Genomic DNA, 22217 nt, shown 5'->3' with positions numbered 1-22217 from the left:
CTCAGGCCGTTTCAGCCATCAGTCGCTTGATTGGCAGTGTGATGTCGTTGCTTCTCTCGCCGTCCGGCAGGATTACGTAGCCGAACTCCTCGGGGCCTCGAATGGCGTAGTCCGCATCGGGGTCCTTTTTGCTTAGCGGTTTCTCGAGGGCTGACAGACCGATGACACTGGGCGAGGACCAGTTGCTGCGCACGAAGGCCCAGAACATCGGCAACCTGGCCGCCAACAAGTCAGGCGGCAACTCGGCGGTTTTGAGTTCGTCCCAGCAGCTGAGAAGGATGGTCAGGCGTGGCTTGTGTAGCGGCCTGTCGAGGGAAAACTGCGCGAGATACAGCAGCATCTGAAGAAGCTCAATCATTCGCGCTTGGTCTGATGGCTCAAACGCAGCACGCTCGTCCTGGATTGCTACCGCAGCGAAGGACTGTAACGGTCGCGAAAACAGGTCTTCTTCAGACCGAAGTGAGTGCAGCCGGATAAGGACGACCCAGTCTGTGGCTTCCACAACCCGCTCGCGCCAGGTTGGTGGGATGCGGCGTTCGGTCACCAAATTACGGACCTGTTCACCACCATAGTCCGGCCAGACCAGCTCCGCCGACCGGCCCGAGTCATCTCGAATTGGCCAAACGCTCTCCATGTAGCTGCTGGCTGGCGTGTGGTCGGTCGCCTTGCCTTCGGTCAGGCAGCCAAGCGCGGTTGTGAACGCTTCAAGGTTCGTTGGCGCGCCGTGCATCTGCAGGGCACAGGCCTTGACCATGAGCCGCTTCAGGAACTGAGCGCCGTAGTGGGTTTTGCCGACGTTGGACTCGCCGACCAGCAAGATGGTGTGTTGTTCAGCCACGGTCTACTTCCTGCTGAAACGGAAAAGGGGATCATGTCCGGACGGCGGCGTGGAGGGAACCACCACGCCGGGTCGCCTCGCGCTCACGATCCAATCGAACAGCTTTTGGAAGCCGTCTGCAGGGTCGATTTGCTCGCGCTGAGCCACGCTCACGGTGAACTCAGGGGCGGACGGCGACACGGAGGAGACTGCTCGTCGAATCTGGGCCTCCATTGCTGCAGCCACCTCGACATCCCCCTTAGTCCAGACCAGCGCCAAAGGGCGACCACGCGCTTCGGAAATGGCGCGCTGTGCGAGCAACTGGAAGTCGTTACGCGCTGTTCCCAGCCTAGAGCCGGAGAGTGCTTGCCGGTCCGCAATGAGCAGGGTCACGTCAGCATGCTTAGCGATCCAGCGAGCACCTTCTGCGTCAGGTGTTTCCTGGTTGATGGCCCATTTCCTGAACCACTCCCCTGGCGCATCGGCAAACAGCAGGTCGCGGAGCGTTCCGTCCTTGCGGCGAAACGCGAGGTGCAGCATGCCCGGCGCGCGCGCCTTTCCACTGGGCGTGTGCGGCGGAAAGCGGGGTGGCAGTGGGCCTGGCTTCCAGCGCATGGATGCTGCGACCGCCTCCCAACCCGTCAAGGTATACGAGTTGCTGAAGACGTTGTCCTCGGTCGTCAGTGCACCTCGACCGAGCAGGAGATAGAAAGCCCCGAGGATGGTCGTTTTGCCGGCGCTCTCCGGACCAACGATGCCTACCGTTATTGGTTTAACCCGGCCGCTGACGAAGTTAAGGTCTGACTCCCCCATCGCCAGGCCGCTCCACGGAAGGAGCATCTCGTCCGAGACAGACTCCGCTGTAGCCGTCGGGCTACCGACGCGCTGCCACTCTGGGCACTTTCCCCGATCGAGGTGGCCGAGTGTGCACGTGGTGTTGTCGTCGGCGAAGCAATCTTGGTGCGGGCACTTATCCATTCGTTACTCACCGCCTCTTTGCCCGCTTGCCGATGTTGGGGCTCGTTGCGCGGGCCGCCTGAAGCTCGCGGAACAAGAACGTTCCCCATTCACCAGGAGTCATTGTCGATGAGGCATCCACGCCGCCGAGGGCGCGCAGGGTTGCCGCTTCAATGGTTGCGTCATCCTGGCCGTGGCCAATCAGAGCTAGAAGCGGGCCGCGTCCAACCGGTGCCGGCACGTACTGCGCAGCCAGCGCCCGGAACGGCTGCATGAACACAGCGGTTTTGGCCTCGCGAACCAGCGATGCGACATCGCGCCTTCCGCCACCTTCGCCGTCGGGCTCCACCGGTAAGCAGCGAATCGCTTCCTTCAAGAACGCCGACACGCTTGCAGGCGAAAACGTGGGCACCTGCTCATGAAGATCCAACGCCATCAATGCTGAGGCCTGGAAGGCAGGCATCTCAAGATAGCTTTCGTGAACACTCGGCGAGTACAGTGCCTCTTTCCACCACAGCAGGTAGGTGCGACGCTGCAGGCCGGCGGTGGCGCTGCTGAAGCTCGCTAGCGCTGCGTCGACGTGAGCAGTGACTGACTTGGCGAGCGAGGTCAACGGCGCCGACAAATCGACCGGGGCGGGTGCAAGCTCTTCAGCCATTGCATCCATTGTTTCGGCAATGGCTACGCTCATCTTGCTCGCAAACTCCTGCGACCAAGCCTGAGGGTTGTTCTGGACGTAGTGAGGGTTCGGGTTGTTCGCACCCCATGGGCCGGCAGCGGAATGAATTCTCCCTTTCAGGGTAGGTCGATCAACAACAGGTGGCTCAAACTCAACCTTGCCTGGAGCCGGCGGGGTGTATTTGAGCGGCTCGACCAAAATCATCTCCGGGGTCGCCCACTCAGCCTCTGCACGCGCGTCGACCTTGGTCTCAATTTCGCTGATTGCATCGCGCCATATCAGAGCTTCGTCGCCTGTCTCGGCGTGAGCCAGCGCATTTCGCGCCGCGTTTACGAAGGCGACCGCTATGGCGTCGTCCTGACGAGCAGCCTGGACGATCGCATCCAACAGTACCGCTCGCAGCACGGCCACGGGCCGGCCGGTGAACGCGTTTGATACCGTCTCCCAGCGCTTTCGAACGACCGCCATTGCGTCGTCCAGCACAGGGTCTGACGACGGCACTGACGGATCTGCCGCCACCATTGTGAAGCTAGCGGTCTTGGCGGGCGTCTTTTGCAGCGCACCGGCCAAGTCCTTGACAGCTGTACGCAACTTCTCCAGCTTGGTGTCATCGCTGTTGAGGCTGAACGCCCCGATATCGAGGAACCTCATCAGAAACTCTTCCATCTACAGCCTCCCGACTTTGTGGTGATGTAACTGAATAATACTGCGCCCCATAGATGGGTGGTCTTGTCAGACTGCGCACCGGGCGTTGAGACCGAAGGTTCGCGGGGGGCGTGGCCAGCAAACTCGGGCACTCGCATTCAGTTGCGGGCTTCCTCCCCCCGTACCCGCCGGCTGGTCAACAGCGAACGGCGGCTAGCACCATGAAGACGATTGCCGATTTAATAGTGCTCGTCGATGTTCTTGACGCGCCGTGCTTGCGCCCTTGGCAGCTGACTTGATGGAGCTGAAGTATGCCGCCGACCTCGTTGATACAACGCGACGTTTGCCTCTCAGGCCCTAACCGACGGCACCGACCTGTCAGAGCCCCTCAGATCTCGGTCTGCCCAGAAATTTCGAGGGCGTCGTCGACTTCGATGCAGCGTTAGCGGACTTACAGCCAGTCGTCCATCGAAGTTCGGACACCGCCACGTTCCGGATCTCGAATGCTGCGAGGGTCTATGCGCGCTCGAAACTCCAAGCTCGGCATCAATGCATCCGTTCGACTTGCTTGCTTGCTTCACGTACTCGGTGCACCATGCTCACGCTGGCGGAATTGACATGGCCATGGAAAACAAGATTGCGGTACTTGTTGATTTCCATGAGTTCTGCAAAGAAGCCCTGCTCAATCTTCTCGTTCTTTAGTAACGCCTCGATCATCTGCCTGAAGGAATATGACATTCGGGGCCCTCCCCTGCTTGGGATGTAGAGATCTCGACTTTGCAGATACTCGCGGACTAAGCGTTCCAAGTGGAGAAACTCTGCGAAGAATTCAGCGGATGAAATTTGTGGCTCTAAGACAGCAGACGCATCCAGTTCTCTTTTGAGTTCCTTCTCTGCCGCCTTCTCGTACTTGCGCGGGTCCACGATCGACACGACAAACCAGAGTCCTCCGGCGACCGCCGCCAGGTCAACTATTGCAACAACTCCTTGCAGCCATACGGAGACTGCAGCGTTCGATCGGTTCATGTATACCACCACGAGACTTAGAACGATCGCTGCGCCGGTTAAGCAGGCCAACCCTGTAAGCCATCTGTGGTGGGCAATCTTGAGTCGATTGAGCACCTCCTCCAGCGAGTCGTCTCTTTCACGTGCTGACTCCATGAGCGTATGGACGAGGGCATAACCAGTGAGAAGAAAGGCAACAAAAGCGGAAATGCTCTGTGAAGCCGCACTAAATGTCCAAAAAACAAAATCGTTGTTCAACTCAGTCCTCCTATGAAGCTACGCAATGTGTGACGCCACAAAGCAACTGTACCCGGGCCGCCGTCTAGGGAAGTTAAGGCAGCTGCCAACAAGCAGATCTGCAAGGCGTTGTTGCATAACCCCGCGGGAGTGGTCCCCGATCGTGGTTAGGCTAGGCTAGACAGATGAGCAAGCCACCGCGGGCGAAGTACCGCACGACGAACTGGAGTGAGTACAACGCGGCGCTCAAGCGCAGGGGATCCTTGATGGTTTGGCTCGATGCCAACCTTCAATGGCTGGCTCCTGCCAGTGGTCGCTCAGGCCGGCCCGCTGTGTTCAGCGATGCTGCGATCCAGTTCTGCCTGACCTTGAAGTGCATGTTCGGGCTGGGCCTGCGCCAGGCGACGGGCCTGGCCGAGAGCCTGATCAAGTTGGCCCACTTGGACTGGGCCGTGCCCGACTACAGCACCTTGTCGCGGCGTCAGAAGACATTGAGTGTGGCCATTGCCACGCGCCGCAGCAGCGCGGGCCTACACCTGCTGATCGACAGCACCGGCGTGAAGATGCTGGGCGAAGGCGAATGGAAGACGAAGAAGCACGGTGCCGACTACCGCCGGCAGTGGCGCAAGGTGCACCTGGGCATCGATGCGCAGACGCTGGAGATCCGCGCCATCGAAATCACGGACAACGCCATTGGCGATGCGCCGATGCTGCCGGAGTTGCTGGCGCAGATTCCTGCGGGCGAACAACTGCATTCGGTGAGCGCCGATGGTGCTTATGACACCAAAGCGTGCCACGAGGCCATTGCCAGCCGGCAGGCCGCGGCGATCATCCCCACACGCAAGAACGCCAAGCCTTGGGCGGATGGCAAAGCTGGGGCGCAGGCAAGAAACGAAATCCTGAGGGCGACACGCAAGCTTGGTCGTTCAATCTGGAAGAAGTGGAGCGGCTATCACCGCCGCAGCCTGGTGGAGACCAAGATGGGGTGCTTCAAGAGACTGGGCGAGCGCGTGATGGCACGGGACTTCCAGAGGCAGGTGACCGAGCTACAGGTACGGGCATCGATCCTCAACAGGTTCACCAGTCTGGGAACGCCTGAGACTGTGCGCGTGGCATAGCTGCGTCTGGGGTAAGGGGAGGCTCGCCCTGAATTCGGGTTATGCAACAGCGCCCTTGTGAAGCATGAGATGCCCCGCTGAGCATCGCGGACATTTCCAAGCAGGCAAGTTGTCGACGGTAAAGGGTTTACTGAAGGGGGCGCGGTCCATGGTGCGATTGTTGCACCGGCCACTTTGCGACCTGCAAACACAGAATTCCTGAAGTCGGCACCCCAGCAAGTGCATCGGGGCCTTCGCGAGCCCGTGCCAGCCGAAAAGGAGCCGTCGGCTGATTGGAGCTCGAATGACCGCGATCAGTCTTCAGGAGACTTCGATTCATCCGTTGCACGAGGGGCGCCAAATCCTGGGGCAATCCCTCCGGCCTTTCCACCAAGAGGAGCAGGCCCGACGCCTGCGCCAACTGGCATTGAGCGTCGCGGTTGCCCATAGAATCTTTTGCATCGCAAGGCATGCGAATGAGTGGTGTACATCCTCGCACAATGAACGACCTCGGCTTGTCGAATCCCCTTGACCCACAATCAGCCGCGTCTGATCCCCGCGAACTTCGGGCTCAATTTGTTGAGTTGCCCGACAAGGGCTTTCTCACCTGCACTGAGTTGACGTTCGTGATCGCCGACGCGGAGGTCGGCCGACTCGAGGCGATGCCGCCTTCTTCTGATACGCGTGCCACCTGGGTGGATGCACTCACTTCCAGCCCCCTGTACCCACGCTCATACTCTGCGCGCCAACTGATCAAGCGACGCAGGCAAGAGCAAGAGGCAACGCTCTCGGGTGAAATTCTGCAGCCGTTGATTTCGCCAGAAAGGGAGCGGTGGCTGGATGCATGCGCGCACCGCCTGTACGACCTTCAGGCCTGGGTGACCCGCGAGAAACTTCAGATCTTCACCGCATCCCGGACGAAAGCCCTATCCCCAGCGCCGGGAACTTATCTGCGTCGAGAGGATGCCGTCCGGTATTGCCTGGAGTCCGGTTTCGAGATCAGGGAGCGCGCGGTCGCCGAGAGTCAGGCATCGGAGAACGCACCGACGGCACCAACAGTCGCAGAGCCGAGTTCGCATGAGGGAAGCCCCCCGGCACCGAAAGTGCATCGCAAGCCGGAAACGAATGCCGGTTCGGGAATCGTCGTTCCATCGGTCGCCGCGAAGCCAAGCACGCGGCTGTTGCGCCCCAAGGAAGCCATCACCCGCACTGGCCTTTCGCGCTCAAGTTTCTACGAGCGGCAGAATCCAAGGAGTCACTATTTTGACGCCGACTTCCCAAGCCCTGTGCAGCTTGGGAGAAGTGCTATGGGTTACCGAGAGGACGAGCTCGATGTTTGGATCGCATCCAGACCTTCGAGGAGTTCTGAGTTGCGGGCACAGCCCAAGGCCAAGGCGCACATCCCCTCCCCAAAAAACAGCGTCAAACCTGATGACCGCACTCTGACAAAGAGCAGCACAGATCAGCTCGCCGATTTCATGGGCAGACCCCATGAAGTCTCTCCTCCCCTCCCCGGGTTGCCTACACTGCCGCCGGGACCAAGCGGTGAGCCAACTCGAATCGAGAGCTCAGGCTCAGGCTCAGGACCGGCACAGGCACTGGCAACATCAGCGATCGCCAATCGCAAGCCCGGTGAGATCTGGACGCTTGAGCAGATTGAAGAGCTTCGGGCCCTTGATGCCAAGGGCCTTAGCTCTCGCCAGATCGCGGCACACACCGGCGTCAGTAGCGCACGGATTCGGGTGCTACTGGATAGAAGTCGAAAAACGAAATCCCCAGAGGCACATTCACCTCCGACGAGGCAGTCCCTCTTCCCTACCTAGACGAATGGGTCTTCGGTCGACGAGTAGAGCCACATCTGCAACTCGGACCCTAGCAAGGCCGAAACCTGTCTCCCCATAGGCAGTCGCACCTAGTCGTTTTCAGTCTAACGGGCCTTGCAACTCCCGAATGGTCCACCCGCAACCCCGTTGCAGCTTGCCTGCAACCCCTATTGCAGCCATAAAAACTCCATCCTTATCAACTACGGCTTCCGCCGATAACGAGGTCACGACAGCGTCGGGCCTCGAAAGGATGGCGTCCAATGAACGCAGAATCTCCTCCCCCGCTCCAGGCGCTCCTGCAGATGATACGCAGCCGCTATGAACACCTCTGTGCTCCTGCGATGTACGCAGACTTCCAAGCCCATGTCACACGGATGGCGGCCGCTGTCTTGAATGGCGCGCCCGGCGACGCGCGCATCGATTCGAGTGCCTCCTTGCTCGGACAATTGACGCTGCATGTCCCGTCCTTCTACAGCGTTTACGTTGCCCCCGGATTGGCACAGGAGATCACCAAGAAGAAGGCCAAGCGCATCAAGGAGCTCATGGAGCCTTTAGAGCGTGCCCTGCTCCACTGCATGACAGCCCAGCTTCCCATGCTGGCGCCTGTGATCGGTGCACCGGACCATGCTTTGGTGCACATCAAGGCGCACGATAGCATCTTGCAGAAGCATGCCGATGCCGATACGACCACGCGCGAGGGACGCGCCTATGGCGGCTGGCGGCGCCACCAGAACCACCGCAGCCTGCTCACCCAAACGCCCAATCTTCTGGGCAGCTTGGTAGCTGATCCGGGCTGGATGAGCAAGAACCGTGCGGCTGAAGAGGTTGGCGCATATCTGTGCAAGCAGGGTCGCGACAAGCACTTCAGCGTCTCTAGAAGCCCAGCCACATGGAAGGAGACCGTACTCAAGTACATGCGCAAGAACCCGGAAGCAAAAGCCGCCTTTGAACGTCATCGTCGCAAGCCCTAGCTGGTCTTGCTGCAGGTTAGCTTCCGCCACCTCCGCCGACAGCACGTTTTCGGCGGCGCTCGTATGACAATGCATCCGACCAACTCTCCACGTCGGGCTACTGCTTTCGCTTGGCGCCCCCCGGCGAGGGTTGCTTGTAGCGGCGGCTGATCACAAACGCCTTTCCGGAAGTCTTGTAGCGCATCCAGAAGTCCGTCTTGGTCAGGTAAGAAGCCGCCAACTCCAGCAAAGCCTGGCGTACCACCAGGTTGGAGTAGTGGATGCGCCCCAAGACGGGCTTCACGTAGTGCTGAGCGTTGCAGTTGAAGTAGCGCCCCTCCCCTTCGGTGATCCCCCACTCCCAATGCTCGCCCATCTTCTTGGCGATCCCCGCGCCATCCTGGGCGATGTGCCCGTTCAGGAACACCAGCAGGTGGAAGTGGAACCCCGTCTCCGTCCCGTACTCCATGTTGCGCATGTAGCGCACCAGCGGGTAGTGCTCGCGCAAGTAGCGCTCAAACTTCACGATATAGCGGTAGGCCTCGCCTTCCGACACAGCCGGCGCGTAGGGGTAGCCTTCCAGCGGCGAGTGGAAATGCAAGTCCAGGCGAATGGTCAAGTTGTCAGCGCAATCCTGGAATGCTTCGTCCACGGCCTTCTTCATCGACTTTGCGCGCTTGTCTGAGCGGCGCCGCGCCGTGTCCAGCGCCTTACGCACTCCCCCGGATACCCAGCCCTGGCGAATATCTTGCACTACTGCCTCCAACGAGGCCAGTAATACACGTGCCGCTTCGCCGGCATGCCCCTCCCAGAAGCTGAGCGCCATGGGGTCTGAGATGTGCTCTTCGACGCCGCGTCGCAAGAGCTCGTACAGCGGGTTCATGTAGTTGTGCGCCAGTGCCCCCTGGATGTCTGCAAAGGGCAACTGCATCGCCCCCAGCAAGCGCTTGCCGTCGTGGCTTGCGCGGATCACCAAGCAGGTTCCGCCGCTCTCCTTTTCCAGCCAGAAGACTGGTCCCTCCGAGCGAGCGATGACGTATGTCATCAGCGCGGCATGCTTGACGTCCGAGGCGTACTCGTGCTCCTTTCCCAGGACGGTCGTCTGGGCGCGTTCCCCGTGCTTGTTAAGTCCGTTGATATACACGTGACGCTCAGGCGCGTGACGGTTGAAGAGCTTGCGCTCGTAGCCTTTCGAAATCATCGTTGTTCTCCTATCGCATCAGGCCATGAGCTTTCCTCAAGGACTGAAAGTGCTGCCTCACCCAAAAGAAAAATGGCGAGTAGCGTCGTGCTCCACCTCGTGCGGGCATTTCAAATTCAAGGGTTCATGGTCCTTGATGTGTGCATGGATTCTTTCGTCTCTCGACGATTTCATCTCCTCTTTGGGAAAACTGCTGCACTGCTTAATGGCAGTGCCTCTAACAAGACCTTCTCTTGATACCCCTAGGAAGGTCCGATTGGTTGACGGGTATGGATCTTCATGATCCTGAACTCAGGCTCTTTCAAGAGCATTTGCTCACTTCGATCGCCTTCAAATGTCGACTGCAAAACGGCAGTCGATAAGTCTCTACACCTCCTTCTGGAGCAATAACATAGATACCGGATCTCGGCCTTTACACATGCGCGATCGCAATCAGCATGGGCATCAAATTTCTCCGGCCAGACGTGCACTTCCTCTCCTTCCTCTCGTCGTTGACTTGGTCACCGATGGGCTCACCAGAACATGCTGTTCATCGACCCTGCACACGGGCCGATCAACAGCGCAGAACATGAATCATGGACGAGCCAACTTGGAGTAGATAGAGGCTACAGCTCAACCTGCTTATATGTTTTGAGCAGATCCCCCTCCGAGAAGGTTAGGTAGCGGCCGATCGACAAGAAAAAAAGGAGCTTCTTGTTGATCTAGTTCCTGGTCGGTAGATGCAAGACAGTCATCCCCTTGCGAGTCTCGCCTCACGCATCGATTGCCCTCTCGAATCGAAGCTTCGAAAAAAAGGGGAAGGTGCTGAACGAGCACACGTCAATTCAGCTGAAGCAACTAGAACGAGGAGGTGCATTCATCTAAATTTCTCGAGGTGCCACATGACAACGCGGCCCGTATCGCGAATGCGGCTTGGTGTATCTGTAATCGACCTCGGAATGTATTGATGTATCTCCCCGATGACCCCTACCCGGTGCTTTCGAGCGGGCCGCTGATCTCCAGCGCAGCCATCGAGCACAGCCACAACACCGACACTGCACAAGCCATTCCGGCCATCGCTGCAATGACTTCCTCTGCTGCGGCTGTCCAGGATCACTTTGATGTCCAGCGCCCGGATCTGGCGCCGTCGCCCATCGCCATGCTCTCCTTCATTTGCGCCCAATCGGGTGAAGGCAAGAGCACGGGAGCCAAAGTGTTCCTGGAGCCCCACGAGCGCGTGCAGATGCAGTTCGACGAGCAAGCACAGGATCTCCATGAACTCGAAGCCTCGCGGCTTGTGTGGAAGGAGGAATTGGCCCACAAGCGTTCCGAGGTGCGGCGCCTTCTCGCCGAAGAGAAGTCGACCGCGCAGGCGCAAGCAGCCATCGTCGCGCACCTGCGCAATGAGCCAAAGGCGCCGCCGCGAATCCAGCTGCTCTACCAAAACCCGACCCCAACCGGTTTGCGACGTGGCCTTGCAGCCTGGCCCTCCGGGTTCATCGTCTCCATGGATGCAGGCCAGATGCTCAATGGAGCAATGGGCAAGGACTTCGATTTCATGGATTCCACGTGGGATGGCGACACGAACCGGTCTGCAACCGCCGAGCACTCCTTCACCATTTATGGCCCTCGCCTTTCGGTTCTGTGCTTCGTGCAGCCGTTGCCCACGCTTCGGTACTTCAAGCGTCGCGGCGAAGAAGCGCTAGACACAGGTTTTTCTGCACGGGTGGAATGGGCATACCTACTGCCTAAAAGAGCAAACGATCACCCCCCGTATTCGGGACCGAAGAGGCACATCGCCGTTCCGGCGTACCAATCGCGCACCATCTACTTGTTGGAGGAACGCATCCGCACCCGTAGGGCAGGAAACAAGCCACGGCGTGCAATCCCATTCACGAGGGATGGGGCCGCATATTTCCGCGACCTGCGTCAACGCACCGTCTCGATGTCTGCACCTGGAGGGGCTCTTCAACACCTCGGAGGCTACGCGGCCAAGCTTGCGGAGCGCGTAGCCCGTTATGCATGCATCATCCACATGTTCAACGATTTTCCGGGCTTCATCAATGCGGAAACACTCGCCCATGCTGAATGCATCGTCCAGTGGCATTCACGCCAATTCGTGCGCTTGATCACGGAGACGTCGCCGCAAACCCGAGCCCAGTATGACGCGCTGCATCTGGAACAATTGATCGGGCAAGCCATCTATCGTGGCGAGATGATCCGGCTCGCGGACTTGTCGCACATCGCTCCCCCGGACTGGGGACGCCCGCGGCGCATTCAAGCTTGGCAAATTCTTCAGTACTCCGGGCGGGCTTGCCTCAGGCAATTTCGACGCATTTCGTACGTCCAGTTGACCTCAATGCCGCAGCTTCTGCCCCCCTGAAGCATGGGGCGAAAAGCGTCACTCAGCGATAAGTAGGCAGCTCCCCGCCGCGTGTATTTCGACATCGATGCTTCCCATGGTGTGTCATCAATCCGCCCTCCGGGGAACGTTCAGTTGGGGACGTTGGTGCGGCTGGTGAATGAGGAACTGCAGCAATGTATCAAGGCTTCGGATGGGCCGACCGGCTGCAACGGTTAAAGGTTGTCCGACACCCGCCCTCAGCCGCTGTCGTACGAGGGCTCGTGGTGTTGCACGGCAGCACTACGACATCTCGGCGGCGGCCGGCGCCTCAGGCTGCAGTCGATCGCCTTGGCGTGGCGCCGCCGTCCCCGACCTGAGGGGCAATCTGTGAGGGTGCGTCTACCAGTTCTCGGGTATGGCCGTTTGCGCTGTTGCTCACTAACATCGCCGGCCGTAACAAATGGCAGGGCCTTGCGAGAACATGAGATGGCACGGATCGGAGCCTCGGCTCCACTCAAGCGAAATTCTTCTCCGCGTCGCAGGCGCGCTGGTGGCGCTAGTCGTTTCAGGGTGCGGCGGGGGTGGAGGTGGCGGCTTTTCCCCGATCTCGGTGCCGCCCCCCGCCCCCGCGCCCTCTCCTGCCCCAGCGCCCCCAGCCCCAACTCCCCCCGCACCGACCTATACGATCGGCGGCAAGGTCACGGGGCTGCTCGGCGCGGGGCTTGTGCTGCAGAACAACGCAGGTGACGACCTGCCCATCGCCACCGATGGCCACTTCAGTTTTGTGACACCGCTTGCCGATGGTGCGAGCTACGCTGTGTCGATCAAATCCCAGTCGAAGATCCTGACGCGCGTGTGTACCGTAAGCAACGGCAGCGGAACGATCGCGGCGGCCACGGTGAGCGACATCCAGGTCGTCTGCGCCGAGCCTCCTTCACGCTTTGCCTACGTGTCGAACGGCAACAGCGACAGCGTGTCGGCCTACGCCGTCGATGCGACGACCGGCACCCTGCGCCCGGCAGCAACGCTGTCGGTGCCAAGTCCGTACGCGTTGACCATCGAGCCCTCGGGCCGATTCGTCTACGTGTCGAGCGCTTTGGGCAACGGCGTGTCGGCGTACGCGATCGATCGCACGACGGGCGACCTGCACCCCATCGCCGCCCCAACTGTGGCGGCGGGGGGAATCTCAGCGGGGATGGCGGTGGATCCCACTGGTCGCTTCGCCTACTTCGTGAATTTGGTGGGCAACAGCGTGCGGGCTTTCAACATCGACCCCGAGACGGGTGCGCTGAGCGCGATGGCGGTGCCGTCCGTGGCGACCGGCAGAGCGCCTTACGGTATTGCCATCGACCCCACGGGCCGCTTCGCCTATGTGGCGAACATCAGCGACGCCACCGTGTCGGCATTCAACATCGATGCCACGTCCGGTGCGCTGAGTCCCATGGCGATCCCCACCGTGGCGGCCGGGGCCGGAGCCCGCGATATTGCCGTGGATCCCTCCGGCCGCTTCGCCTACGTGTTGAATCAGGGCGACAGGAACATCTTGGCTTACTCCATCGATCCCGTGTCGGGGGCACTGGCGCCGCTCGCAACAACACCGCCTGCGACAGGTCGCGCTCCATTCAGCATCACCGTGGACCCGAAGGGACGCTTTGCCTACGTGGCGAACCTAGACAGCCATGACGTGTCGGCCTATACCCTGGACGCCTCGACCGGTGCGCTGGCACCCGCAGTGACGCCAACCATTCCCACAGGAAATCGTCCTGCCTCGATTGCGATAGAACCGAACGGGAAGTTCGCGTATGTGGCGGACAACACTGACAACAACGTGTCGGTCTACTCCATCGATGCGGTGTCGGGCGTGCTGAATCCACAAGTGGCACTGACAGTCATGGCAGGACGCTCGCCGAACAAGATTTTCTTGTCGAGGTGAAGAAGTGTCATTGAATCGCTGTACGTGGCCCGTCCGGCACGAGGTGCTGGCGCCATGTCCGCGTCAGTCCTCCGGCAGAAACGCCTGGTTGTAGACCACCTCCCACAGGTGCCCGTCCAGGTCCTGGAAGTAGCCCGCGAAGCCACCCCAGAAAGTCTTCTTCGCCGGCTTCACGATGGTCGCGCCGGCCGCCTCGGCCTGCGCCATCGTGGCCAGCACCTCGGCTTCGCTGCGCAGGTTGTGGCCAATAGTGAAGTCGGGCGAGGCGCTGCCGCGGCGCGCGATGCCGCTGTCGTGCGCCAGGCTCTCGCGCGGCCACAGCGCCAGCTTCAGGCCGGGCTGCAGGTCGAAGAAGGCAACCGCGCCGTGTTCAAATTCTTGGCCGATGACGCCCGGCGTCGCCAGGCCCAGGCCGTCGCGATAGAAGCGCAGCGCGCGCTCCAGGTCGTCGACGCAGAGGGTGAGAACGGAAATACGGGCTTTCATGTGTGGGGCTCCTGGTTTGCTGTCCAATCGAAGCCTCCAGCTTGCAGCACGTCATGCCCGCCGACTTGAACAAAACGGCCACACCGCTCGCCCAGGAGGTGGGTCACTACGCCGAAATCCCGGTGCCGCCGCCCTTGCGTGGCATCTTTGCCTGTCAGTGGATGCATGTGCTGCCTACTGATGCCGACGGCACGCCGCTGCTGGTGGTGCCCGACGGCTCGATCGACCTGCAGTGGATCGATGGCGTGGTGCGCGTGGCCGGCCCCGACCGGCAACCGCACGCCGAAGCGCTACGGCCCGGCGCGCAGGTGCTGGGCCTGCGCTTCCATCCCGGTGCGGCGGCCGCATGGCTGGGCATCGACATGGATGCGCTGACGGATTGCCGCGTTGCACTGGACGATCTGTGGGGTTCGCGTGCGGCATGTCTCGCCGCCGATTCGTCCACAGAATTCGTACACAGGGTGGCCGCGCGGCCAGTCGCGGACCTCACGCCCGATGCCGCAATGGCCGAAGCCTTTTGCCTGCTGCAGGCCGGTATGGCCCCCGCAGACTCGCCGCTGCGCTGGCTCTGCGAGCGCTTGCAGCAGCCCGAGCGCACGCTGCGTCGCCGTTTCGTGCAGCACTTCGGCTACGGCCCGCAAACACTGGCACGCCTGCTGCGCTACCAGCGCTTCCTGCAGTTGGCGCGCGCAGAGCCATCGACACCGTTGGCCCAACTGGCCGCCGAAGCCGGCTACGCCGATCAACCGCACCTGGCGCGCGAAAGCCGTCGCCTCGCGGGACGTCCACCCTCCACGCTGCCACGCGATTGACTCAGCACGCGGCCACCACCCACCCCTTGGGACCGGGCACGCGCTTGCGCCGAGAGGCCCAGACGCGGTTGTACTTTGGAGAGTGGATCCTTCGTAGATCCCTCTCAACGTACTGGCGCCGACCGGAAACTGAGCCGATCTTGTAAGTAGTGCCGTCTGGTGCGCTCCTTACCTCATCATCGGCACTCACACTCGAGGTCGGCCGTCTTATCCTTTGGGGTCGCGGGCCCTCGGTAAACGAGGTAGCCATCTCTCTTGATCTCTGAGCACTTCTGAATACAGGCCTGTTGCGGCGTGGGAAAGTCGCGTCTTAGATACCCGACAAGCCATGGCAATCCTGCTATGACTGCAAGTACCAACAGGAGGATCGCCGCCCGGCGAGTATCCATGTTCATGTTCAGAACGTAGCCCCGCGCTTGCAGAAGCTCTGTGCTATCGAGTGGTGAGACGTTCCGCAATCTCGCGTGCACCGAGTTCTCGCACTGCCGCAAGACTCTCGAGTTGCGCGGCCCGTGGACGCGCCTTGCCTTGCTCCCAGTGGTAGATCGTCTGTCCGGACACACCAACCAGCTGTCCGTAGCTCGCAGCAGATAGTCCCAACTTTGCGCGATGTGCCGCCAACCTGGAAGCACTGAAGCGGCGCTTCGTCACCTCGCCTGCATCACCACCCGAATCCGGAGCCGTGGAAGAACGTACCGCGCCCTTCGCGACGCGGCGCAGCTCCTTTTCTAGCGCACTCACTTGACGGCGGAGGTCAGCAATGGACGAACGATGTGCGACCGATGCTTTCTTCAGCGTTTCAATCTCGGCGCGCACTTCTTTGCGAGCTACGCGGGAAATTTCAGCTTTGAGAATCGAGGCGATATTTGGCATGAGCGCATTGTGCCGTTTTCTGGTTAGTTGGAAGCTTGTCCAAGATGGCAGCTTCGAACGCCTTCTGAGCGATGAGACCTTCCGCTGTAAGACAATACGAGAACTGTCAAAAAAAGAGGTCGTAGCTGACCGTCTGGGCACTCCTTCACGAAACGAGTTCGTGAAGGAGTGCCCAGACTTTCTTTCAACCGATTTCCTTACGGCCACGATCGCTTCGCCGATCAAACCCGTATGCGTTCGTCAAGTTGGCCATCTGACTCTCAGCCTCCACGGCCCGCCGCACCTCTTCCAAGCGGGAGGGATCAGATTTCTTGCGTGCAAGCATTGCACGGTCCACTTGGTTGAGGAATTCTTCGTCGAACAATATCTCCGCTTCTCGCGCCTGTGCACTTGAGGCTCTCGTCTCATCGACGTGCCTCACCGGGGCGTCTCCCTGAGGAAGATCGCAGCGACGCGCTTGGCCCCTACTCCATGAGCAGGAAAGCCCACGATGACAGCGCGATCACGCTGCTGACAGATGCCGCAATTCAGGCAGTCAATGTTGCCCAGGCTTGCTGGGCACACAACGACCCGACGGCCTGCTGGCGTCCGCACCGGCTTGGTGGCGCCCTGCGGCAGAATCACGACGACGGGTGCGATCCCCAGGCTGGCATGGCTGTCGGCCTGAGCCAGCGTCTGTGCACTCAGGTTGACCGTGAAGCCGAGTTGATTCGCCTGCTGAATGGCTGCGCCGTTCGCTGGCGAAGGCGGGTAGTGGGTGTAGGTGAACCCGCGTCGTCCCCTGTTCGCCCTCGCGAGCCTGACCAGTAACCCCGCATCGATCACGCCGGGCGACGATGGCGTCAGGTCCCCAGCCTGATTGTGGCGCCACAGCGCGCGACGACGCAGCGTGCTGATCTCTTGCAGCAGTTCGTCGAAAGTCGAGCCGCGTGAGCCTTCCGAGACGGCTTTCCAGTGAATCGCCAACGGCCCGCTCTCGGCATAGCAGCCGTTGCGCCGCAGGCCACAGTTCGGAGGACATGTGTTCGCGCTCGTCGTCGTGACCGCCATGGGCCCGGTCTTCGCATTGCGGCTGATGCGGGTGAAGTGATAAGTGAATGGTTCGGCGGGTGCAGTCGACGCAGCGCGCAGCGCCAGACCACCTCGTGAGATCGTGGTGACCAAGGTGTTCTCCTTTGAGAATCAATGCCGCAGCGCACCGCCCTCGCCTGCCCACTGCATGGGCTCGAGAAGAAGTCCGGGCCTGCGGGATGGAAGGGATGGTTCGGGCTCGCGCAGCCCGAGAAGGAAAGAGGGGAGGAAGGCGGGGCCTAGCTATCGAGGCGCTGCTTGAGCTTTCGTTGGATCTCCAGGGCGCAGCCGCGCCAGGCATGGCCGCTGACCATTCCGGTATCCAGTGCCTCAGGCTCAGCTGCGGCCACCTTCTGCGCGTAGTACGTCAATGCCTGCAGTACGAAGGCCTGGATCAATGCCCCATGGGCGCTGAACTCCATCAGGTCCACCACGAACTCGACGTTGGTCTGAGGTTGAGATGGGTTCATGCGCGCGCCCTCGCCTCTGGCGCAGGCAGCACCGTCGCTTGCTGCAGCTGCCTTGCCTTCATGCGGAAGATCACCCCGTCCTCGCGCAGTACCTCCCAACCACGCCGGCCCAGGCTGTGGCGCAGTTCGTAGGTACGCCCGTCGTACGAGACGCGCAGCCCCTGCCGAATGGCTGCTCGCTTGGCCATTCGGTTTGCATGGAACTCGCGCACCTTCTCGCGCCAAGGTCCTGCGTAGGGGCCAGTCGGAGGATCTGCGCGATCCAGAAAGGCCAATGGACAGTCGAAATAGCACGGGCCGCAGCTCTCGTCCATGCTCTTGACGGCCGCCTGGCCGCCCCTGCAGTCGATGAGGGTCAGACCGATCCAGATCCGTCCGACATGCTTCCCCGAGCGGGTCTGCGCCAGGAACCACAGCCGGTTGCCGATCGCGCGATGCGCGAGCACCGCGGCGAAAGCCCCCACGTTCTGCAGCTCGTCATGGACGGCTTGGTCCTTGGTAGCCCGGTAGACGATGCTCCCCATGTCAGTTGCTCCGAGTGGATGAGCCGAGCGTGGCAACGCATGCGCAAGGCGGGTGGAATGTGGGGACGAGCGCGACGGGCACGCCGCCCCCCGCGAGAAAGGTGTTGTGTGGCATGTGACTGATGAAGAAAGCCCGCGCAAGGCGGGCTGTAGGGAGGGAAGAGAAATTCCGGGCATGGCCGCAGCCAGTCCCAGGGCAAGTTGTCGCGTGCGCGCTCATCCGCCGGCGCCTGGCACGGCACAATTGCGCGCATGACGACGAAGGAGAGGCTGTCCGACGAGGAGCTAGGCGTACTGGCGAGCGAGTGGCGCAAGAAGGCGCTGCAGGGAGACCTTTACGCGCGCGGCACCGCTCATGAGTTCGAGACAGAAATGCGCCGCCGCGCCGGCTCGCCGTTCACCAACTACGACACCCTGGACCTGCGCCCTCTGGAACTGCGGACCGCAACGCAGCGTCGGTGGTGGCGGTTCTGGCGGGTCGGTTGACCGACGGGAGCTTTCAGGGCTCAGAGATCACGGTGCGACCGTCTCGCCTTGGTCGAGTGGTGCCTGATCGATCTCCACGCAGTGCCAGAACTCGCGCTCGGCCTCTATGAGCCGGGATATCTCGACTTCGTCCCGCTCGACACGATAGATGCGCAGATCCTGCCCACAGATCAGGGCGACGACGTCGATGGCCTGGACACCGGCAACGGCCAGTTGATGCAGGACTTGAATCCGCACGTAGCCGGGAAGGCCTTCAGCCCACAAGGCTGCAGCATCCATCCCGACGCATCGGCACTCCAGGAGTTGGACGTCGGCAGCGCCGACAACCTCGCGACCGGGGTGGGCGAACATCCATGGGTGCTGAGAGTGCCGCAGCAAGGTGCTCGTGCGCTGCACCTTGCGTCCAGTGCGCAAGGTGTAGTGCGCCGCAACGATGGGATCGAGCAGTCGATTCCAGTATGAAGCGCTATCGCTGAGCTGCAGATCATGCTGCTGGGCAGGCTGCAACAGATCATGCCGCTCAGTCTTCTCCATCCAGAGCCGGACTGGCGTCTTGAAGGGATCACGGCCAACGGCTGCAGCGGCGTCGAGGTGTCCGAGACCGGCTTCGCGCATGTTCGGCCAGCGCTCGGGCGTCGGCGCCTGCGGATGGGCGCTCTGAACCAGTTGCAACGCAGGGCCGCGGGGCCGGACACGCGCTGTCAGAGTGCGTCGCGTGGTCTCGGTGTTTGGATCCATCATGAGTTCTCTCCATGAAAGGGTTGAAATCGACCCCCATCCAGCAAAAAGCCCCGCTCTCTCAGTGGAGAGGCGGGGCTTTGGCGGAGGGACCGGATGTGGAAAGTTCGGATGCAGGAGTCTGGGAGGTTGCAGATCCGACTCCATCAAGCCGCGAGCTGCAGCGCATGCGCCAGCGCTCGCTGCTTCAGTGCAGCGCCTTGACCGAACCAAGCGCTGTCCAGGCGGTACTCGCGGTTGCGAGCCCGGCGCTCGTGGTCGACGAACTCGGTCATCGCGCTGAGCAGGCCCCAGGTCGTGCCCCGCGCCGCAGCGAGCTCGGCGCCGCGGCCCTTGCCCTCGTACAGCTCCAGGACCTTGCGGGCCGCCCAGGCGCGCGGCATGGGTTGAGTGCCGGCGTCGGGCGTTGAGATTTCGTCAGATTTGCCTGGCCCATAGAGCACCTGCTGGATGTAGGTCTCGACTTCCGCGCTCTTGACCTTGCGTTCGGCCAGGACTTTCATGCGGTACATGAAGTCGTCCCACTGCCCGATGGCGATGCCGAGTTGGCGCTTGACGACATCAGCATCGAAGCTGGTGCTGTGGGGCACGCGGATGACGTTGCTGGTGCTGCCCAGCGCGATGGCCAGGGTGTTGTTGCACACGACTCGCACGGTCGTCGGTGTGACGCTGGTGGCCAGCGTTCCATCGCAGGAGGTCGCCAGCAGCAGATAGCCGTTGACGGTGTCGCTGCCCTTGAGCACGGCCTGCTTGCCAGTGCGCGCCAGCGCCCAGACCTTGCGTCCGCCCTTGAGGACGCCAGCCGTCTCCATCTCGTAGCCGCCGATCTCGGTGAGGTCCCGATAGAACTCCAGAACTTCGCGTGGCTGCACGACCTGGTAGCGGCTGCTGACGACCGACAGTGCGGTCCGGGTGTCGCTGCGGTAGAGCACCTTCTGCTCGGCGAAGGATTCCAGGATCTGAAGGGGCTCGACGTCGGCTGGGCCTTCGGCCATGTAGCGCACAGGGGTCTCCTGGATGGTCCAGTCCATGCCGGCTTGTTGGGCCCAGACTTCGAGGGGTTGCTTGGGCGGAAGACGGTGACCCAGGCGATGCCAGGGGGTGTCGCCTACAAAGGCCATTTGTTCGATGAGATGTGCCATTCGGGATGGGGAAGGAAATGGAGAAAAGAAGAACCGGGGCCGCGAGTGCTACGTCAGTCCAGGTCCGGGTCTTCGGGGTCGTCGTAGTACGGGGCGCTAGTTGGGGACGGCCCCGCTGGCCGGAACGATGACGACGCTGGCGCCGAGTCCGGAGATGACCACGGCCCCTCAGACGCGCCCCGTCGACCGCTGAATGTGTGACCGCAGGTGGCGCACCTGCAGTTGTTCAGGACCCGGTCGTCGACGACGCGGCCGAAGATGGCGCCGACCTCGGTGCCGAGGGCACCACCGCCCAGACCTCCAAGCACGACACCGATGACAGTGCCGAGCGTTCCGCCGGCCGGGCCGGCAGCCATGCCGATCGCGAAGCCGGCACGCGCGCCGCGAAGCGCACCGGCGACGCCGCCGGCGGCACCGGCCAGGCCACCGAGCGTGCCGCCGGTTCGCTGGGCGATGTCGCGGGTCTCGATACGGTCAGAGCCGCAGTTGGGGCATTGAAGATAAGACAAGGTGAATGGGTCCTTTTGTTGAGGTTGAGGGGTTGGGATGGAAAGGAAGCAAGGGACAAATCAAGGGAGCTGTGGCGATGCGGCGGCATAGAGCCCGACGCGGGCGGTGGCCGCGCCGGGCGCTTCGGAAGACGGAAACGAAAAAGCCGCCCGAGGGCGGCTTGTGGTGAGCGTAGAGATGGCTCTCTTGGAGCGAGAGAGCTCCTCTTGTGGCGTCAGGAGCGTTTGCCTTCACGGCATTCGGTCTCCCATTCGGAGAGCTGGTCGGCGGTGATCACCTCGTCGTTCCCGTGCTGAATCCGAAAGGCGACGATGCGGGCATCCACGCAGCCCTGGAGTTTGGCTGGCGTGGGTGCCGCGACTGATGTACTCGAGGTGGCGGCTACCACCGCGTGGTAACACTCGGCGTTGAGTTGATCGATCGCTGAATCGTTGAGGAAATCTCGCCCCTCCTGAGCCAGTTTGTCGCGGCGCTCCTTGACGCAAGCCCGGACCTTCTCCCGGCGCGCGTCTTCAGCAATCCTCTCCAGATCGGGGAGATATCCATCGCTGGGATCTGCCGCGTAGATCACCTTGCCGTTTGCGTAGCGCTGAGCGACGTACTGCTCGTTCACCGTCCGTTCGGTCTTGGGATCGCGCTTTGAACGCAGCACCTCGCCGTCCAGCTGGCCCATCACCCAGTTCTGGCGATATTCGAGGATTCCGCTCTCATGGACATACTGCTCTTCGAGCCCGTGCTTTACCCCCATCTGCACATGCGATCGGTAGAACAGTTGGGAGCCATGCTTGACGTACTCGACGATCTCGCCCGTGATGGCCCCGTCTTCGACCGGGGTGCGGCGCACGAGCTTGCCAGACTGGTCATCGAAGATTTCTTCGCTCTGGGCAAGCTTGCCTTGCTTGAAGGTCACATTGAGCACCTCCCGCCCGCTTTCAGGACCGTAGACGACAGAGCGACCATCAAGTACACCGTGGTCGGTGCGGACCACTGCCTTGGGCTTGTTCGTCCCTGGGAAGTAGAACTTGAACTCGCCCGTGAGCACGCCTTGATCGAACGTCATTTCGTAGGCCTTGAATTTCCCTGCGCCCGTGGTGCAGGTCGTGGCGCCATCCAGGACACCTTCGTCGACCCGGACTTCGCAGACTTGGCCCATGGCGTTGTGCTGAATGCCCGGCGCCGCCTTGTCCAGCACATTTGTGGGAAGCGCGCTGACGACGTCGAACTCCTTGCGGATGAGGATCGTGTGGCTAGGCACGTTGTCAATCTTGCCGCTGAAAGGCTTGTCGGCGCCTTGGCGGTAGAACTTGCCTTGGACGATCTCCGCGTTGCGGAACTCCATGGTCGAGGGGCCGCAGGCTGCCAGCAGGAATGCAACGGCCGCAGCCATGCATAGCGCGAGAAGCGCCTTGATGATGGTTTTCATGGTGTACGGAGAGGA

21 protein-coding genes are annotated in these 22217 nt (G+C 61.4%); 7 read left to right on the top strand and 14 right to left on the bottom strand.

Annotated features, from left to right (window positions below; all coding sequences use genetic code 11):
- Window position 1 precedes the first annotated feature (1 nt).
- The 4 genes from AC1RGU_RS03770 to AC1RGU_RS03755 form a co-directional block, all read right to left on the bottom strand.
- Window positions 2-838 (bottom strand): TRAFAC clade GTPase domain-containing protein, encoded by an 837-nt coding sequence (locus tag AC1RGU_RS03770; protein ID WP_492694837.1) that lies wholly within the window; start codon window positions 836-838, stop codon window positions 2-4.
- A gap of 3 nt (window positions 839-841) precedes the next feature.
- Window positions 842-1657, bottom strand: coding sequence for a TRAFAC clade GTPase domain-containing protein (locus tag AC1RGU_RS03765; protein WP_492694835.1), 816 nt, complete (start codon window positions 1655-1657; stop codon window positions 842-844).
- 145 nt (window positions 1658-1802) lie between these two features.
- Entirely contained in the window at window positions 1803-3119 is a 1317-nt protein-coding gene (locus AC1RGU_RS03760) for a GTPase-associated system all-helical protein GASH (protein WP_492694834.1), read from the bottom strand.
- 525 nt (window positions 3120-3644) lie between these two features.
- A complete protein-coding gene (locus AC1RGU_RS03755; RefSeq protein WP_492694832.1) occupies window positions 3645-4361 on the bottom strand; it encodes a hypothetical protein in 717 nt (238 codons plus the stop codon).
- Between the two features lie 164 nt (window positions 4362-4525).
- Here AC1RGU_RS03755 and AC1RGU_RS03750 point away from each other — a divergent pair, with 164 nt between their 5' ends.
- From AC1RGU_RS03750 to AC1RGU_RS03740, 3 genes are all read left to right on the top strand, one after another.
- Entirely contained in the window at window positions 4526-5458 is a 933-nt protein-coding gene (locus AC1RGU_RS03750; protein WP_492694830.1) for an IS5 family transposase, read from the top strand.
- A 479-nt stretch (window positions 5459-5937) separates the two neighbouring features.
- Window positions 5938-7260, top strand: coding sequence for a helix-turn-helix transcriptional regulator (locus AC1RGU_RS03745; protein WP_492694828.1), 1323 nt, complete (start codon window positions 5938-5940; stop codon window positions 7258-7260).
- A 260-nt stretch (window positions 7261-7520) separates the two neighbouring features.
- Window positions 7521-8231, top strand: a complete 711-nt coding sequence (locus AC1RGU_RS03740) for a hypothetical protein (RefSeq protein ID WP_492694826.1) — start codon at window positions 7521-7523, stop codon at window positions 8229-8231.
- Between the two features lie 97 nt (window positions 8232-8328).
- Here AC1RGU_RS03740 and AC1RGU_RS03735 read toward each other — a convergent pair whose 3' ends face one another.
- A complete protein-coding gene (locus AC1RGU_RS03735) occupies window positions 8329-9411 on the bottom strand; it encodes a YagK/YfjJ domain-containing protein (RefSeq protein ID WP_492694825.1) in 1083 nt (360 codons plus the stop codon).
- A gap of 946 nt (window positions 9412-10357) precedes the next feature.
- Here AC1RGU_RS03735 and AC1RGU_RS03730 point away from each other — a divergent pair.
- Both AC1RGU_RS03730 and AC1RGU_RS03725 read left to right on the top strand, forming a co-directional pair.
- Entirely contained in the window at window positions 10358-11773 is a 1416-nt protein-coding gene (locus tag AC1RGU_RS03730; protein ID WP_492694823.1) for a DUF3987 domain-containing protein, read from the top strand.
- Window positions 11774-12458: 685 nt separating this feature from the next.
- Window positions 12459-13667, top strand: coding sequence for a lactonase family protein (locus tag AC1RGU_RS03725; protein WP_492694821.1), 1209 nt, complete (start codon window positions 12459-12461; stop codon window positions 13665-13667).
- 63 nt (window positions 13668-13730) lie between these two features.
- On the opposite strand, the gene AC1RGU_RS03720 is transcribed toward AC1RGU_RS03725, so the two are convergent.
- Window positions 13731-14153 (bottom strand): VOC family protein, encoded by a 423-nt coding sequence (locus tag AC1RGU_RS03720; RefSeq protein ID WP_492694819.1) that lies wholly within the window; start codon window positions 14151-14153, stop codon window positions 13731-13733.
- Between the two features lie 53 nt (window positions 14154-14206).
- Between AC1RGU_RS03720 and AC1RGU_RS03715 the strand changes: the two genes are divergently transcribed.
- Window positions 14207-14965, top strand: a complete 759-nt coding sequence (locus AC1RGU_RS03715) for an AraC family transcriptional regulator (protein ID WP_492694817.1) — start codon at window positions 14207-14209, stop codon at window positions 14963-14965.
- Between the two features lie 432 nt (window positions 14966-15397).
- Here AC1RGU_RS03715 and AC1RGU_RS03710 read toward each other — a convergent pair whose 3' ends face one another.
- The 4 genes from AC1RGU_RS03710 to AC1RGU_RS03695 form a co-directional block, all read right to left on the bottom strand.
- On the bottom strand, window positions 15398-15838 hold the full coding sequence (locus AC1RGU_RS03710; RefSeq protein WP_492694815.1) for a helix-turn-helix domain-containing protein: 441 nt from the start codon (window positions 15836-15838) through the stop codon (window positions 15398-15400).
- Window positions 15839-16255: 417 nt separating this feature from the next.
- Window positions 16256-17002, bottom strand: coding sequence for a DUF7227 family protein (locus AC1RGU_RS03705; RefSeq protein ID WP_492694813.1), 747 nt, complete (start codon window positions 17000-17002; stop codon window positions 16256-16258).
- 146 nt (window positions 17003-17148) lie between these two features.
- Window positions 17149-17379: a hypothetical protein gene (locus tag AC1RGU_RS03700; RefSeq protein WP_492694811.1), complete on the bottom strand. Its 231-nt coding sequence runs from the start codon at window positions 17377-17379 to the stop codon at window positions 17149-17151.
- Window positions 17376-17903: a hypothetical protein gene (locus AC1RGU_RS03695; protein WP_492694809.1), complete on the bottom strand. Its 528-nt coding sequence runs from the start codon at window positions 17901-17903 to the stop codon at window positions 17376-17378. The genes AC1RGU_RS03700 and AC1RGU_RS03695 overlap by 4 nt, the downstream gene beginning before the upstream one ends.
- 252 nt (window positions 17904-18155) lie before the next feature.
- On the opposite strand from AC1RGU_RS03695, the gene AC1RGU_RS03690 reads away from it, so the two are divergent.
- On the top strand, window positions 18156-18389 hold the full coding sequence (locus AC1RGU_RS03690; protein WP_062483092.1) for a hypothetical protein: 234 nt from the start codon (window positions 18156-18158) through the stop codon (window positions 18387-18389).
- 27 nt (window positions 18390-18416) lie between these two features.
- On the opposite strand, the gene AC1RGU_RS03685 is transcribed toward AC1RGU_RS03690, so the two are convergent.
- From AC1RGU_RS03685 to AC1RGU_RS03670, 4 genes are all read right to left on the bottom strand, one after another.
- Window positions 18417-19127 carry a YqaJ viral recombinase family nuclease gene (locus tag AC1RGU_RS03685; RefSeq protein WP_492694807.1) on the bottom strand — a complete coding sequence of 237 codons (711 nt, stop codon included), beginning with the start codon at window positions 19125-19127 and terminating at the stop codon, window positions 18417-18419.
- Between the two features lie 146 nt (window positions 19128-19273).
- Window positions 19274-20269 (bottom strand): DUF932 domain-containing protein, encoded by a 996-nt coding sequence (locus AC1RGU_RS03680; protein WP_492694805.1) that lies wholly within the window; start codon window positions 20267-20269, stop codon window positions 19274-19276.
- 53 nt (window positions 20270-20322) lie between these two features.
- Window positions 20323-20778, bottom strand: coding sequence for a hypothetical protein (locus AC1RGU_RS03675; protein ID WP_492694803.1), 456 nt, complete (start codon window positions 20776-20778; stop codon window positions 20323-20325).
- A 215-nt stretch (window positions 20779-20993) separates the two neighbouring features.
- Window positions 20994-22202: a toxin-antitoxin system YwqK family antitoxin gene (locus AC1RGU_RS03670; protein ID WP_492694802.1), complete on the bottom strand. Its 1209-nt coding sequence runs from the start codon at window positions 22200-22202 to the stop codon at window positions 20994-20996.
- Window positions 22203-22217 lie beyond the last annotated feature (15 nt).

The organism is Variovorax sp. GW823-FHT02B07 (assembly GCF_058797695.1).
This window is presented reverse-complemented; position numbering and strand designations above follow the sequence as displayed.